The 15,130-nt window shown below is 73.2% G+C and carries 12 protein-coding genes; 6 read left to right on the top strand and 6 right to left on the bottom strand.

Features of this window, described 5'->3' with window-relative positions:
* Positions 1–91: 91 nt before the first annotated feature.
* Positions 92–1,936 (bottom strand): endonuclease/exonuclease/phosphatase family protein, encoded by a 1,845-nt coding sequence (locus AB0D99_RS26310; RefSeq protein WP_362367076.1) that lies wholly within the window; start codon positions 1,934–1,936, stop codon positions 92–94.
* Positions 1,937–2,143: 207 nt separating this feature from the next.
* Here AB0D99_RS26310 and AB0D99_RS26305 point away from each other — a divergent pair, with 207 nt between their 5' ends.
* Complete coding sequence (locus AB0D99_RS26305; RefSeq protein WP_362367074.1) at positions 2,144–3,595, top strand: hypothetical protein; 1,452 nt, start codon at positions 2,144–2,146, stop codon at positions 3,593–3,595.
* A gap of 78 nt (positions 3,596–3,673) precedes the next feature.
* Here the strand turns inward: AB0D99_RS26305 and AB0D99_RS26300 are convergent, their stop codons facing one another.
* Positions 3,674–4,441 (bottom strand): SDR family oxidoreductase, encoded by a 768-nt coding sequence (locus AB0D99_RS26300; protein WP_362367072.1) that lies wholly within the window; start codon positions 4,439–4,441, stop codon positions 3,674–3,676.
* Between the two features lie 88 nt (positions 4,442–4,529).
* Here AB0D99_RS26300 and AB0D99_RS26295 point away from each other — a divergent pair, with 88 nt between their 5' ends.
* Together AB0D99_RS26295 and AB0D99_RS26290 are read left to right on the top strand one after the other, a co-directional pair.
* Complete coding sequence (locus AB0D99_RS26295; protein WP_362367069.1) at positions 4,530–5,945, top strand: alkaline phosphatase PhoX; 1,416 nt, start codon at positions 4,530–4,532, stop codon at positions 5,943–5,945.
* 355 nt (positions 5,946–6,300) lie between these two features.
* On the top strand, positions 6,301–7,878 hold the full coding sequence (locus AB0D99_RS26290) for a TROVE domain-containing protein (RefSeq protein ID WP_362367066.1): 1,578 nt from the start codon (positions 6,301–6,303) through the stop codon (positions 7,876–7,878).
* 49 nt (positions 7,879–7,927) lie between these two features.
* Here the strand turns inward: AB0D99_RS26290 and AB0D99_RS26285 are convergent, their stop codons facing one another.
* The gene (locus AB0D99_RS26285) at positions 7,928–9,151 is read right to left on the bottom strand and encodes a TerD family protein (RefSeq protein WP_362367063.1); all 1,224 of its coding nucleotides are present in this window, start codon (positions 9,149–9,151) and stop codon (positions 7,928–7,930) included.
* Between the two features lie 45 nt (positions 9,152–9,196).
* Entirely contained in the window at positions 9,197–9,427 is a 231-nt protein-coding gene (locus tag AB0D99_RS26280) for a hypothetical protein (protein WP_362367060.1), read from the bottom strand.
* A 100-nt stretch (positions 9,428–9,527) separates the two neighbouring features.
* Here AB0D99_RS26280 and AB0D99_RS26275 point away from each other — a divergent pair, with 100 nt between their 5' ends.
* A complete protein-coding gene (locus AB0D99_RS26275; RefSeq protein ID WP_362367057.1) occupies positions 9,528–10,466 on the top strand; it encodes an AraC family transcriptional regulator in 939 nt (312 codons plus the stop codon).
* Between the two features lie 238 nt (positions 10,467–10,704).
* On the opposite strand, the gene AB0D99_RS26270 is transcribed toward AB0D99_RS26275, so the two are convergent.
* Positions 10,705–11,514, bottom strand: coding sequence for an NAD(P)-dependent oxidoreductase (locus AB0D99_RS26270; protein ID WP_362367054.1), 810 nt, complete (start codon positions 11,512–11,514; stop codon positions 10,705–10,707).
* Positions 11,515–11,736: 222 nt separating this feature from the next.
* On the opposite strand from AB0D99_RS26270, the gene AB0D99_RS26265 reads away from it, so the two are divergent.
* The gene (locus AB0D99_RS26265; RefSeq protein ID WP_362367051.1) at positions 11,737–12,666 is read left to right on the top strand and encodes a 5-dehydro-4-deoxyglucarate dehydratase; all 930 of its coding nucleotides are present in this window, start codon (positions 11,737–11,739) and stop codon (positions 12,664–12,666) included.
* The gene (locus tag AB0D99_RS26260) at positions 12,663–13,793 is read left to right on the top strand and encodes a hypothetical protein (RefSeq protein ID WP_362367048.1); all 1,131 of its coding nucleotides are present in this window, start codon (positions 12,663–12,665) and stop codon (positions 13,791–13,793) included. Before AB0D99_RS26265 ends, AB0D99_RS26260 begins: the two co-directional genes overlap by 4 nt.
* A gap of 16 nt (positions 13,794–13,809) precedes the next feature.
* Here AB0D99_RS26260 and AB0D99_RS26255 read toward each other — a convergent pair whose 3' ends face one another.
* Positions 13,810–15,021 (bottom strand): MFS transporter, encoded by a 1,212-nt coding sequence (locus AB0D99_RS26255; protein WP_362367045.1) that lies wholly within the window; start codon positions 15,019–15,021, stop codon positions 13,810–13,812.
* Positions 15,022–15,130 lie beyond the last annotated feature (109 nt).

Genomic DNA, 15,130 nt, shown 5'->3' with positions numbered 1-15,130 from the left:
CCCACGGGCCGCGGCCGCCGCCGCAGGAGGGTGCCGGACAGGACGGCGCACGCCCGCGCCGGGACCCGGCGCGGGCGTGCGGTGGGCGGCGCTACGGACGGAAGCGCAGCACCTGCGGGTCGTGGTCGCTGTTCTGGTCCGCGAACTCCGCGTTGATGTGGACGCTGTCGTACTCGAAGTGACGGATCCCCGGGCTGGTCAGGATCTGGTCGAGCACCTGGCTGTTGCCCTGGTAGACGTACGAGTAGCGCTCGCTGCGCGGCAGCGCCTTCACGGCCGGGTACAGCGCCCCGCCCTCCGTCAGCGCCTTCGTCGTCTCCGAGAACTCGAAGTCGTTGATGTCGCCGAGGACGAGGACGTCGGCGTCCTTCTCGATCGCGAGGACGTCCTTGACGAAGGCGTTGACGGCCTGCGCCTGGAGGAGGCGCTTGGCCTCGGAGGAACGGTTCGGCGGCTGGCGGTGCCCGACCAGCGACTCGTCACCGCCCTTGGAGCCGAAGTGGTTCGCGACCACGAAGACCGTGCGGCCGCGGAAGGTGAACTCGCCCGCCAGCGGCTTGCGGCTGGCCTCCCAGGCGGTGTTCGCCGGGTCGATCCGGCCGGGGGAGAGGGTCAGCGCGGCGCGGCCCTTGGCGGCGCGGACCACGTCCGTCGCGGTCGCGGCGTCGCCGCCCGCGCGGTCGGTGAAGGAGACCCGCTCCGGGTTGAAGAGGAACGCCTGGCGGATGTTGCCGCCGGGCTCGCCGCCGTCCTTGTTGTTCTCCGGGTCGATCGAGCGCCACTCGTACGCCGGACCGCCCGCCGCCACGATGGCGTCGGTGAACTTCTTCAGCGTCTGGTCCGCGACGACGGTGCCGTCGTTCTTGGCGCCGTTGTTGTCCTGGATCTCCTCCAGGGCCAGGATGTCGGGCGAGGCCAGGTTCTTCACCACGGCCGAGGCGAGCGCGTCGAACTTCTCCTGCGGGTCGGACGGGTCGAGGTTCTCGACGTTGTACGTCGCGACCGCCAGCTCGTTCCTGTGCTGCTTGTCCGTGGTCTCGCGCTCCAGGCCGCGGTCGACGACCGTGCCGAGGGTGCGCGCGGTCAGGGTGTAGCCGCCGAACTGGTTGAAGTCCAGCGGGCCCTCGGTCGTGCCGGAGAGCACGTCGCCGACGTTCGCCTTGGGGAAGGGCTGCTGGGCGATCGGGGTCAGCGACTGGATCTGGAGCCGGCCGGTGTTCTGCGAGGTGTACGAGCCGTAGACCGTGCCGCCGCGCCAGTTGGGGTTCTCCCAGGGCTTCACGGTGACCCAGAGCTCGGAGTACGGGTCGGTGGCTCCGACCACGCGCGAGCTGCCGACGCGGACGTTGCTGCCCTCCAGGGACTCGTAGTAGTCCAGGGCGTACCGCTTCGGCTCCAGGGTGAGGCCGTTGATGGAGCCGCCGGCCGCCGGGTCGCCCTCGGGGGTGTAGGCGGAGGGGACGGACCAGGCCGAGATGGTGACGGGCGCCGGGACCGGGTTGCCGGAGGAGATCACGGTGACGGTCGGCTTCGACAGCTGCGTCATCGACTGGTTGCCGGAGTTCAGACCGCCGGGGACGTACTCGCCGACCGTGCCGTTGACGCTGACCGCGTCACCGACGGCGACGGTCGGCACGGAGCTGGTGAAGACGAAGAGGCCCTCGCTGGTGGCCGGGTTGTCGTCGGCCTGCGGGTCCTGGATCCAGAAACCGCGCGAACCGTAGGTCCGGACGCCGGTCACGATGCCCGTCACGCCGGTGACCTGCTGGCCGACGAGGGGCGAGGTCCGGGTGGTGCCCTGGATGTCGTGGACGCGGACGGCGGCTGTGTCCGCGGTGGTCTCCGCCGAGGCGGAGGAGCCCGCGAGGAGTCCGGCCGCGAGCGCGGCCGTTACGACGGCGGCCACAGCCGCGGATCTCGGTATGGAGGAAGGCATCAAGGAGCTCCGGAGACGCTTGGAGAAACGGTCGGTGTATCTACGCGCGTCAATCTCTTGGCTGAGTGGTGGACTTGTCAAGGGTCGACGGGTGTACGAAGGCTGACGCCTGCGTGAACCGCCGGTCCGCCCGGGAAATACGTCTACCCTGAAGGCCGTTCGCCAGCACCGTCGCCCCCGACGCGCCCTTCGAGGAGAAGACCCCAGATGGCACCGGACCGCCCCACCCTGCCCCCCGTTCAGCTGCACTCGGACGCGGAGCTGGCGCGGGCCGCCCTGGCCGCACCTCTCCTGGCCCGGGCGGCCCGCCTCGCCCGCTGGGCGGGTCCGCAGACCCCGGTCGGCGCGGGCGGGGAGCTCGCCGACGAGCAACTGCCCGCGGCAGCCGAGGCGTTGGGGCTCGAACCGGACGAGGACGGCGCCGCCTACGCGAGCGAGGCGTGGCGGCTGGCCGTCGACACGGGACTCGTGGACGTCGAGGACGGCGACGACGACACCCCCGGAACCGCGAACACCGGAGCGAACCTCGCCGTCCTCACCGGCGGTGCGCCGCTCGACGTCCTCGGGCTCTGGCTCGACGCCCTGGACGTGGTGTTCGCCGACGCCACCGCGCCCGTCCTCGACGACATCGCCGAGGTCATCGGCGAGGACGGCGAGATCGACTTCGAGCTCCTCGACTGGAACCCCGAGGAGGAGGCCGAGTTCCTGGAGGGCGTGCTCGGCAACCTGTACCTGCTGACGGTCGGTGAGGGCGGACCGGGCGACAGCGCGGTCCCGCTGCCGGCGCTCGCCGCGTCGATGATCGTCCCGGAGGACATGGGCGAGCCCACGGACGACGTCCTGGAGCAGGTCTCCGAGGCGATGATGCGCCTCGACGACCAGTTCCGTCTCCTCGAGCCGATCGGCCTCGTCGACTACCAGCCCGTCGACGAGGCGCTGATGGCCGAGGAGGGCGAGGAGCCCACCGCGCGGATCGACGAGGTCGACGACGAGGACGTCACGCGGTACGGGATGGTCAGGCTGACCCCGCTCGGTCTCTACGGCGTGCGGGCCCGGATGCTGGAGGCCGGCGTGGACGCGCCGGCCGTCGGCGAACTGGCCGGCAAGGGCGCGGACGTGCTCCTCGACGGCCTCGCGACCTACCCCGAGGCCGCGGCCCGCGCCGAGACGGTGGGCTGGCTGGCCGGGCGGGACGACGTGACCGCCGCGCGCGAGCTGCTCGACGCGGCGCGCGGCGTGGACGCCGGCTCGCCGCTGCGCCGCCTCCACTGCCAGCAGGCGCTCTCCCTGGTGAGCGTGGCGGCGGAGCCCGCGGTCCGGGAGGTGCTCGACGACGCGGAGCTGGGCGGGCTCGCCCGGGTCTGGCTGGCGGAGCGTGGCGCGGCGGACATCCCGGCGCCGCCGGAGACGATGATCTTCTGGCTGGCGATCGACACGATCGCGGCGCAGCTGGACGCCGACGGGGACCTGGAGGAGCTCCAGGACCTGATCGAGGGGCTCACCGGCAGGCACAGCGGCTTCTTCGACGCGGCCTGGCGGGTCGAGCATCCGGCGACGGCCGAGGTCCTGGAGGCCATGGGCCGCCTGCACCGCGACAAGGCCGCCGCCAAGGAGGCCCGCAAGGCGGCGTTCAAGGCGAGGTCGCGGTCGGGGAGCTGACGCACGGGAACACGGCCCGGTGCGTCGCCGTGTCGACGCCCGGGCGCGGGCGGGCCGGGCCCACCGGCCCCGGCGGTCTCATGTCCGCAGGTGGGAGGCGCCGTTGAGGTCGAGGATCGTGCCCGAGGACCATTCGGCCTCTGGGGAGGCGAGCCAGAGGACCGCCTTCGCGATCTCCTCGGGGCGAGCCACGCGACGGAACGGGCTCTGGGCGCGGATCGCCTCGCCCTCGGGTCCGGCCAGACGCGGGGCAACCCGTTCGGTGGCGAAGAAGCCGGGGGCGACGGACGCCACCCCGATGCCGTACGGGGCCAGGGAGACCGCCAGGGACTGGCCCAGCGCGTGGACGGCGGCCTTCGTCGCCCCATAGGCCGGGTGGTCCGGCTCGCCGCGGAACGCGCCCCGGGAGCCGATGTTGACGATCCTCCCGCCCGCCCCCTGGTCGATCATCCGCCGCGCAGCCAGATGGCTCAGGTTCGCGGTGGCCAGCAGGTTCACGGCGACGTGCCGCCGCCAGACCTCGACCCACTCCTCGTAGGGCGTCTCCGCGAGCGGGTGGCGGATGTTCACCGCCGCGTTGTTCACCAGGACGTCGATCCCGCCCAGCGCGTCGGCCGCCGCCTCCGCCACGGCCGCCGCGCCCGCCGGATCCGTGAGGTCGCCGCCGGTCAGGGCATGGCCGGACCCGGCCAGGGAGTCCAGGGTCTCGCGGGCCTCGTCGGCCCGGGTGCCGTAGTGGACCGCGACCCGGTCGCCGTTGGCGGCGAAGGCCTGGGCGACAGCGCGGCCCAGCCCTCGGGACGCACCGCTGACGAGGACGCGCCGCCCCGTGGCCGGCAGGTTCATGGAAGACCGCCTCTCTGTTCAACTCTCGTTTATACGCGGGCGAGAACGTGTGCCCCGACACCGGGTGACCGCAGGGAGACGCATCGCCATGCAGCTCGATCGCAGAGAGTTCGCCAAGAAGTCCGCCGCCACCGGCGCCGGGCTCGTCCTGACCGGCGCCGTCGGCGCACTGGCCACCGCCCCCGAGGCGCTGGCGGCCTCCGAGGAGCGGGAGGCGTGGGGACACGGACACCGCCTCGGGTACGGCCCCCTCGTCGAGGACCCCGCGGGAGTCCTCGCCCTGCCCGCCGGGTTCTCGTACCGCGTCATCACCCACAGCGGCCGCACCAGGCTGGAGTCCGGCGAGTTCACGCCGGAGAAGCACGACGGAACCGCCACGTTCGCCGGTCCCCGCGGCACCACGCTCCTGGTGAACAACCACGAGCTGAAGGGTCCCCGCGCCAACTGGGACCACCCCGTTCCGCTCACCGAGGGCCTCGTCTACGACCCCGCCGCGGCCGGCGGCTGCACGGTCGTCGAGATCCACCGCGACGGCACCGTCGCCGAGTGGGTCGGCATCGCCGGCACCTCCACCAACTGCGCGGGCGGCCGCACCTCCTGGGGGACCTGGCTCACCTGCGAGGAGAACTCCGACCTCGCGGGCGAGAACGGCATGACCAAGGACCACGGATACGTCTTCGAGGTCGACCCGCGCGACCGCCGTGCCAACCGCGACCCCAAGCCCATCAAGGCGTTCGGCCGCTACGACCACGAGGCCGTCGTCATCGACCCCAAGCGCGGCCACGCCTATCTCACCGAGGACGCCGACGAGCCCAACGGCCTCTTCTTCCGCTGGGTGCCGCCGCACGGCTTCCAGCACGGCCGGGGCAGGCTCCGCACCCTCGCCGACGACGCCGGCGTCCTCCAGGCGCCGCGCTGCATCGACTCCGGCGGCCGGTTCGTCGACGACCTGTCCCGCGCCACCCGGATCGGCACGGTCTACGGCGTCGACTGGCTGGACGTCCCCGACCGCGACGGCCGCGAGGTCGAGGTGCGCGAGCAGTTCGGCCCCGACGAGGTCACCAGGGCCCGCAAGCTGGAGGGCATGTGGTGGGCCGACGGGGGCGCCTACATCGTCTCCTCCTACGCCCGCGAGGAGAGCCCGGGCGCTCCGCACGACGGCCAGGTCTGGTTCTACGACCCCAAGCGCCGCACCCTCACCCTCCAGGTCCTCCTCGGCGTCAACGCCGCCCCGGACGAGGACGGTGCCTACGACGGCCCCGACAACATCACGGTCTCCCCGTACGGAGGACTCGTCATCGCCGAGGACGGCGAGGGCGTCCAGCACCTCTTCGGGGCGACCGAGCGCGGCCGTACGTACCCGATCGCACGGAACGACCTGAACGACAGCGAGTTCACCGGTGTCGTCTTCTCGCCCGACGGCGACACCCTCTACGCCAACATCCAGGAGCCCGGCATCATGGTCGCCATCACCGGTCCGTGGCGCCGCCAGCCGCGCCGCTGACCCGTCCCGCCAAGACGCCCGAAAACCCTTGGCGGGTGGGCGTGCCACCCGCCTAAGGTCTTCCTCATGCACCTCCCGGTGCGCAGGCCGCGGCTACTTCCTTCCACGAAATCACGCCGCTGCCCCTCTTGATCTCGGGAGGCACAGCATGGACACGAGGGTGCCCGGTGCGCAGGCGACGGATACTTCCTTGGATCAGCAGGTTGCGGGTTCGAGTCCCGTCACTCCCTCCGGGGGGTGTAGCTCAATCGGATAGAGCTGCCGACTAGTCCCGTCGCCGACTCCTGATCTCGGGCGCCCTCGTCGTTCCACGGTCCTGTGTCTCTCCCGCACGCTCGAATTCGGGGGAATTCACATGGCTCGGTTCAACCTCCGCACCACCAGGGCCCGCACGACCTCGCCGGTGGTCTCCACCGGCCCCGCCCGTACCCGTCAGGGGGGCGCCGGAGTCCTGCGCGAGCCCAAGTCGGAGCTGTTCCTGCTCGCGGTCGCCAACTTCGTCACGCAGCAGACCTTCTACGAGAGCGGCGAGGACCGCGACGACCGCTTCACCGCCCTGGTGCGGAAGCTCGCCGTGGAGGACCCGGAATGGACCGCCGCCCTGCTCGGCTGGCTGCGCGGCGACGCCCACATGCGCACGGCGTCCCTCGTCGGCGCCGCCGAGTACGTCAAGGCGCGTCTCGACGCGGGCGTCGAGACCGGCCCCACCAACCGGCAGGTCGTCGCCTCCGTCCTGCTCCGCGCGGACGAGCCCGGCGAGCTGCTCGGCTACTGGACCGCCACGTACGGCCGGAACATCCCGAAGCCCGTCAAGCGCGGTGTCGCCGACGCCGTACGCCGGCTGTACTCCGCGAAGTCCCTGCTGAAGTACGACACCGACTCCAAGGGCTTCCGCTTCGGTGACGTCCTCAACCTGGTGCACGCCACGCCCGACCCGGCGAAGGCGTGGCAGGGCGAGCTGTTCCGCTACGCGCTGGACCGGCGCCATCACCCCGAGACCGCCGTCCCGCCCGCGTCGAGCCGCACCCTCACCGCCCACCGGGCCCTGATGGCGCTGCCGGTCGAGGAGCGGCGTGCCGTGGTCGTCGGGCCCGACGGGGCGCGACGGCTGGCCGAGGCCGGGATGACGTGGGAGGCCCTGGCGGGCTGGTCGCAGGGGCCGATGGACGCGGCGGCCTGGGAGGCCGTCATCCCGTCCATGGGCGCCATGGCACTGCTGCGGAACCTGCGCAACTTCGACCAGGCCGGGGTCTCCGACGAGGTCGCGGCCCGGGTGGCGGCGCGGATCTCGGACCCCGAGGCCGTCGCCGGCGCGCGCCAGTTCCCCTTCCGCTATCTCGCCGCGTACCGGCACGCGCCGTCCCTGCGCTGGGCCTACCCGCTGGAACAGGCGCTCGGCCACTCGCTGGCGAACGTGCCCGCGCTGCCCGGCCGGACGCTGATCCTGGTCGACCGCTCGGGATCCATGTGGTCGCCGCTCTCGGACCGCTCCGAGCTCAACCGGGCCGACGCGGCGGCCGTGTTCGGCACGGCCGTGGCGATGCGGGCCGCCGACGCGGACCTGGTGGAGTTCGGCACGGGCAGCGCCCCGGTCACGTACCAGGCGGGCGAGTCCGTGCTGAAGGTGCTCGGCCGCTTCGGAAGTCTCGGTGGCACCGACACCACCGAGGCCGTGCGGAGGCACTACCGGGGGCACGACCGGGTCCTGATCGTCACCGACGAGCAGGCGGCGTACAGCCACCGGGGCGACCCGACGCGGCAGGTTCCGGACCACGTTCCCGTCTACACCTGGAACCTGGCGGGCTACCGGGTCGGCCACGCGCCGTCGGGAACCGGTCGGCGCCACACCTTCGCCGGACTCACCGACGCCGCGTTCCGCATGGTGCCGCTGCTGGAGGCCGGCCGGACGGCCGACTGGCCCTGGGCGGAGTGACGAAGGGGCCCGCCGGTCACGCACCGGCGGGCCCCTTCCGTACCCATGCTCAGAGGGCCTGGGCGGCCGGCTTCACCATGCCGCGGACCGTCCGCGACTTGACGAAGTCGCCCATCGCCGTCATCTCCCACTCGCCGCTGAACTGCTTGATGAGCTTGGCCATCATCACGCCGGTCTGCGGCTCGGCCGAGGTCAGGTCGAAGCGGACCAGCTCCTCGCCGGTCGCCGCGTCCATCAGCCGGCAGTACGCCTTGGCGACCTCGGTGAACTTCTGGCCGGAGAAGGAGTTGACCGTGAAGACCAGGCCCGTGGCGTCCGCGGGGAGGCGGCCGAGGTCGACGACGATGACCTCGTCGTCGCCCGCGCCCTCGCCGGTCAGATTGTCACCGGAGTGCTTGATGGCGCCGTTCAGGATGGACAGCTTGCCGAAGTAGCAGCTGTCCAGGTGGTTGCGCTGGGGGCCGTACGCGATGACCGAGGCGTCGAGGTCGATGTCCTTGCCGCGGAACGCGGGCTCCCAGCCGAGGCCCATCTTGACCTGGGAGAGCAGCGGGCGGCCGCCCTTCACCAGGGACACGGTCTGGTTCTTCTGGAGGCTGACCCGGCCCTTGTCCAGGTTGATCTTCCCGGACGGGGCCGGGGCGGCCGCCTGGGGTGCGGGCGGGGCGGCCGGCGGAGGAGGCGCCTGGGCGGCGATCCGGGGGTCCACGGGAGCGGCCACCGGGGGCGCGACGGGCGCGGCCGGCGTCTGAGGCGCCGCGGCGGCGGGCTCCTCGTCGACCGAGACACCGAAGTCGGTGGCGATGCCGGCCAGCCCGTTGGCGTACCCCTGGCCGACGGCGCGGGCCTTCCAGGCGCCGTTGCGGAGGTAGATCTCCACGACCACCAGCGCCGTCTCCGTGCCGAGCTGCGGCGGGGTGAAGGTGGCGAGGACGCTGCCGTCGTCCGCGTTGCGGATCGTCGCCGTGGGCTCGACGCCCTGGAACGTCTGGCCCGCGGCGTCGGGGCTGGCGGTGACCACGATCTTCTCGATGCCGGGCGGCACGGCGCCCGTGTCCACCACGATCGCGTCCGGGGCCGAGCCGCCGCCGGAGCGGTAGGTCACGCCGGGGCCGGACGGCTGGTTGTAGAAGATGAAGTCGTCGTCCGAGCGCACCTTGCCGTCGGCGCTGAGCAGAAGGCCCGAGACGTCGAGCCGCACCGGGGCGGCGACGTCCACCGCCACGCGCGCGGCGGAGAGAGGGATGTTCGAGCCGGGGGTCATAGCGGTCATGCCAGGGGTAACGAGCGAGACAGCTTTGCCGTTCCCTTACCTTCGCTACCTTCGGCCACTCTGATTACGGGGATGGTTCCGGGCGGTGCGCTCGTTGCCGAACTTGTACGCGCCCGTCCAGCGGGCCATGACGAGCTGGGCGTCCCCCGACACCACCTCCGCGAGGAACTTCTCCGCGCGTCCGCCGCGCAGGGTGGAGGCGTTGCGTCCGCGGTGGGTGATGACGACCGAGCCGTCGGCGCGCTGCTCGTAGCTGAATCCATGAGGCTGTGGCATGACGGGCATCCTGCCGTTCCCGGCCGGGTCCGTCATACGAATATTCGAGCGGCTCGTATCCTTGCCGCTCGTGGGTGGGAGTTCTTTCAGAACACGGGACGTGGACGAGGCGCGGCAGGAGATCGACGCGCGGTACTACGCCAACTTCATGGACGTCATCGAGCCGGGGGAGCGTCCCTTCGCCGCCCGGTTCGACACCGTCGACCTGGGGGACCTGGTCATCGGCGACCTGGCCTGCGGGGCCGATGTGCGGATGCGCTTCGGCGAGCTCGGGGCCTTCCACGTCAACGCCCCGCTCAGCGGCACCATGGAGCTGCGCCAGGGCGGCCGCGCGCCGGTGGTCGCGACGCCGGCCGACGGGGTGGTGCTCGATCCCTCGGGGGACACCTTCCTCGACCGGTGGAGCGGGGACTGCCGGACGGTCTCCGTGAAGATCGGCGCGGTGGCGTTGCGGGACCGGCTGGAGCGGCTCCTCGGCCGGCCGCCGAGGGGCGGTCTGGCCTTCGCGCCGCGGCTGGACATCTCGCGCGGCCCGGGGCTGAGCTGGGCGCGCTTCGCCCGGCAGGTGGCGCACGAGGCCCTCGCCGGGGACAGCCTGGCCCATCACGCGCTGGTGGCCGCGCCGCTTCGGGAGGCGCTGCTGAACGGGCTGCTGCTGGCCGCCGAACACCCCTGGCGCGAGGAGCTGGACCGCCCGGCCGAGCCGCGGCGGCCCGCACCCGTCAAGCGCGTGATGGACGCCGTACGGGATCGCCCCGAGCACCCCTTCACGACCGGCGAACTGGCCGGTCTGGCCCGGGTCGGGGTGCGTCGGCTCCAGGAGTCGTTCCGGGAGTACGTGGGGATGTCGCCGATGGCGTACGTCCGCGAGGTCAGGCTGGAGCGGGTCCGCGAGGAGCTGCGGGGCGCGGGGCCGGGTGAGCTGAGCGTGAGCGAGGTCGCCTGGCGCTGGGGCTTCGCCCACCACGGGCGGTTCGCGGCGCAGTACCGCACCCGGTTCGGCGAGACGCCGTCGCAGACCCTGCGCGCGGACGGGTGACCCCACTCCGCGCGGGGGAGGGCGGGCCCCGGGCGACCCGACTTCGCGCGGGGGACGGCGGGCCCGCCGCGTTCCGCGGACAGTGCCCGCGCTGAGCGGATCGCGGGGGTCCGCACCCCCGCCGTAACGTTCCTCCTGTCGCGTGTGCCAACGCACGCCGTGACCCGGGCCCCGGCCGGCGCCCCCGCATCAGTCCGGCCGGGCCTGAGACCTCCCCGCCCTACGGGCGTGTGTCGCCCTAGTAGGGCCAGCGCGGCGGGTCCGTGCAGAAGTGGCCGCCCAGATTGACCTCCGCCGGATCTCCCTGCACGGGCAGCCCCTGCTCGGCGATGATCCGCTCGGCGAACGGCTCCGAGTCGTCCCTCGGCTCGTAGCCGAGTGCCCGGGCCGAGGAGAGGTCCCACCACAGCCGGGTGTTGGCGGACGAGCCGTACACCACCGTGTGGCCCACGTTCTCGGCGGTGAGGGCGGCGTGCAGGAGCCGGGCGCAGTCGGCGGGGCTCAGCCACATGGACAGCATCCGGACCGAGGTCGGCTCGGGGAAGCACGAGCCGATGCGGACGGAGACGGTCTCCAGGCCGTGCAGGTCCCAGTAGAACTGGGCGAGGTCCTCGCCGAAGCACTTGGACAGGCCGTAGAGGGTGTCCGGCCGGTGTGGGGTGTCGACGGGGATCAACGGCTCGTCGCCGCGCGGGTGCGGGGTGAAGCCGACGGCGTGGTTGCTGGAGGCGAAGACGATCCGGCCCACCCCCTCCTCGCGCGCGGCCTCGTAGAGGTGGTGCAGGCCGGTGATGTTCGCGGCGAGGATCTTCTCGAAGGTCGACTCCAGGGAGATGCCCGCGAGATGGATGATCGCGTCGACCCCCCGGACGGCCTCGCGCAGTGCCTTTCGGTCCGTCACATCGGCGACGATCGCGTCCGGTGCGCCGTCGACGGGCGCCAGGTCGAGCAGGCGGAGCTCGTATCCGTACGCCGGCAGCAGCTCGCGCATCAGCGTGCCGACGCCCCCGGCGGCGCCGGTGAGCAGGACGGTACGGGGTGTGGGCATCGAACAATCTCCGTCCGTGGATCCGATTCACAAACGTGGACACGGTAGGGAGGGGCTCGACGAGCGTCAAGAGCGCACACGGACCGTCAAGAGTGAACGCAGCGGACGTGTTTGCTCCTTGACCGCCCCTTCGGGGCTGCTCTAGCGTGAAGTTGTTCAAGAATATGGACAACAATCAGAACTGTGCACGAGGGTGCACGACGGACTTCTCTGGGAGCGCCCGTGACCTCAGCCCCGCTCGCCGCCCGGCTGGACGGCCTGCTGTTCTTCCCCGTCACCGCCTTCGGACCGGACGGCACCGTCGACCTCGACACCTTCCGCGCCCACGTCCGGGCGGGCGTCGACGCGGGCGCGGCCGCCGTCTTCGCCTGCTGCGGCACCGGTGAGTTCCACGCCCTCACCCCCGAGGAGTTCCACGCCTGCGTCGCCGCCGCCGTCGAGGAGTCCGCCGGCCGGGTCCCCGTCCTGGCCGGCGCCGGCTACGGCACCGCGCTCGCGATCCGGTACGCGCGGCTCGCCGAGGAGGCGGGCGCCGACGGGCTCCTCGCCATGCCCCCGTACCTCGTCGTCGCCGACCAGGCGGGACTGCTGCGCCACTACACCGAACTCGCCGCCGCCACCTCGCTGGACGTCATCGTCTACCAGCGCGACAACGCGATCCTCACCCCCGAGACCGCCGTGGCCCTCGCCCGCGCCGAGGGGATCATCGGCCTCAAGGACGGCCTGGGCGATCTCGATCTGATGCAGCGCATCGTCAGCGCCGTCCGCTCCGAGGGCCTCGACCTGCTCTACTTCAACGGCCTGCCCACCGCCGAACTCACCGGCCTCGCCTACCGGGGCATCGGCGTCACCCTCTACTCCTCCGCCGTCTTCTGCTTCGCCCCCGACATCGCCCTCGCCTTCCACCGGGCCCTGACCACCGGCGACGACGCGACCGTGGAGCGCCTCGTCGACGGCTTCTACCGCCCCCTCGTCGAACTGCGCGCGAAGGGGCGCGGCTACGCGGTCTCCCTCGTCAAGGCCGCGGTCCGCATGGGCGGGCTGGACGTCGGCGAGGTCCGGCCGCCGCTGAGCGAGCCCGCGCCCGAGCATCTGAAGGAGCTCGCCGGGATCGTCGAGCGCGGGCGCGCGCTGCTGGGGAGCGACGCGTGAGGGCCGGGACCTTCGTCTACCCCTGGGACGTCATCGGCGACCCCGCCGCCCCGGGCCTCCTCGCGGAGCTGGGCGTCGCGAGCGTCACCCTGGCCTCCGCCTACCACTCCACGCGCGCGCTGACCCCCCGGCATCCGGGGCACCGCGTCGTCACCGCCGAACACGCCGCCGTGCTCTACCCGCCGGACACGGCACGCTGGTCGGGGCGGACTCTGCGGCCGTACGAAGCGGGGGAGTGGGCTCCGGGCGACGCGTACGGCGCGGCGGCGGCCGCGCTCGCGGACGCCGGTCTGGAGGTGCACAGCTGGGTCGTCCTCGCCCACAACTCCCGTCTGGGGGCCGATCATCCGGGGACCTCGGTCGTCAACGCCCATGGCGACCGCTACCCCTGGGCGCCCTGCGTCGCCCGACCCGACGTCCGCGCCTACCTGGTGGACCTGGCGGTGGAGGCGGCGGTACGGCCCGGCGCGGCCGGCACCGAGCTGGAGTCCTGCGGCTGGTACGGCTTCGCGCATCTGCACGCGCACGACAAGACCGCGGGTGTCGCGCTCGGCGACCGGGAGCAGTACCTGATGTCCCTCTGCTTCTGCCCCCGCTGCCGGGAGGGGTACGCCGAGGAGGGCGCCGACCCCGAGGCGCTCGCCGCCGCCGTGCGGGCCGCGCTGGAGCCGGTGTGGACCGGGGGCGCCCCAGGACCGCTCGACGGCTTCGAGGCACCCGCCCTCGCCTGGCGCACGCGGACCGCCCGCACGCTCCAGGAGTCCGTCGTGGCCGCGGTACGGGCGGCCGCCCCGGCCGGCTTCCGCGTCCTGCTCCACGCCGACCCGCACGCGTACCGCTGCGGAGCGAACGCGGGCACCGACCCGGCCCATGTCCTCGACGTCGCGGACGGGGTCGTCACCCCGTCCGCGACCGTGGCGCCCTTCGCGCCCCACGCGGCCCCGGGCACGGTCCTCGCGGCCAACCTCGGTGTGGTGACGGGCATGGGAGGCTCGCCCGCCACGCTCGCCGAGGACGCGCGGCGGGCCGAGGCGGAGGGCGCCACCGAACTCCGCCTCTACCACGCGGGCCTGGCCTCCGACGCCGACCTGGCCCTGGTGGCGGAGGCGCTGCGCACCCTGGGCTGAGGCGAGGGCGGACGCCTCAGACGTCCGCCCTCGCCGGGGCGGCCACGCGCGCGAGCGCGCCCCGGGTGGCCGACACGACCGCCCCGGCCAGGCCGGCGACGGCCAGCAGCGGCAGCAGCAGCCGGACGTCGACGACGGCCACCAGGCCCGCGCCCGCCGCCAGGGCGATCGCGTTCGGGACGAAGACCAGGGTGTGGGCCGTCGCCGCGGCGCGGCCCACCGCGGTCTCCGGGGCCTCCCGCTGGACCGCCGTCATCACGGCGACCAGAACCCAGGGCAGACCCACCCCGATCAGGGCGCTCGCCCCCAGCGCCACCCCGTCGTGGGGGACGGCCCGGACGCCCGCCGCCACGGCGAACAGGGCGAGCCCGGCGGCGGACAGGAGCCGCTCGGAGACCCGGCGCAGCAGCGGCCCGGCCGCCAGGCCCGCGACGACCGAGCCCGCGCCCTGGACGGCGTACAGCACCCCCGCGTACGCGGGCGGGTGGCCGAGCCCCCGGTCCACGACCGCGTAGACCGCCGCCCCGTTGATCCCGGCCAGCAGCATGGTGAACGCACCGGTCAGGACGAGCGGACGCAGCACCGGAGACGAGCGCAGGGTCCGCAGGCCCTCCGCCGTGTCCCGGAGCCAGTGCGCAGACGCCGGGCGCACCGGCTTCTCCTCCCGCACCCGCATCCGTGCGAACACCCCCGCCGCCAGCGCGAACGTCGCCGCGTCGAGCAGCGCCACCGGGCCGCCGCCGTACCGGGCGAAGAGCCCGGCCGCGGCGAGCGGGGCGACGAGTTTCACGCTCTCGTTCACCGTCATCCGCAGCCCGTTGAAGTCCCCGAGCAGCCGTCGGTCGAGCGCGGCGGAGGCCAGTGCGACCTCCGCCGCCTCATGGACGGTGCCCTGGATCCCGTACAGCACGAGCACGGCGAAGAGCAGCCACACGCGGTCCGCGCTGTCGACCCACAGCAGGGTCGGCAGCAGCGCCGCCATCGCCAGGTTCGACCAGACCATCAGCGGCCGTCGCCGCATCCGGTCGGCGACCGTGCCGAGCAGCGGGCCGACGAGCGCCGGGGCCCACAGGGCGAACACGGTGAGGGCCGCCAGACTGTCCGAGCCGGTCAGGGACTTGACCCAGATCCCCGATGCCAGCCACATCGCCGTCGTGCCGAAACCGGACACCAGGACGCCGGTCAGATAGAGACCGGCGGTTCCTCTCCCACCCGTTGTTCCCGTCATCCCGGCAGCGTGGCCCCTGAGGTGGCCGACGCGGATCGGGCAATTGCCCTAGAGGGGGGCCGGAGACCGGCGGCGTAACACCGGGGACACCTGAAAGGGCGCATGGCTG

The sequence above is a fragment of the Streptomyces sp. NPDC047971 genome (genome assembly GCF_040653355.1).
Lineage (GTDB): Bacteria > Actinomycetota > Actinomycetes > Streptomycetales > Streptomycetaceae > Streptomyces.
The sequence above is the reverse complement of the archived record's forward strand: the minus strand, read 5'-3'. Positions and strand labels throughout refer to the sequence as shown.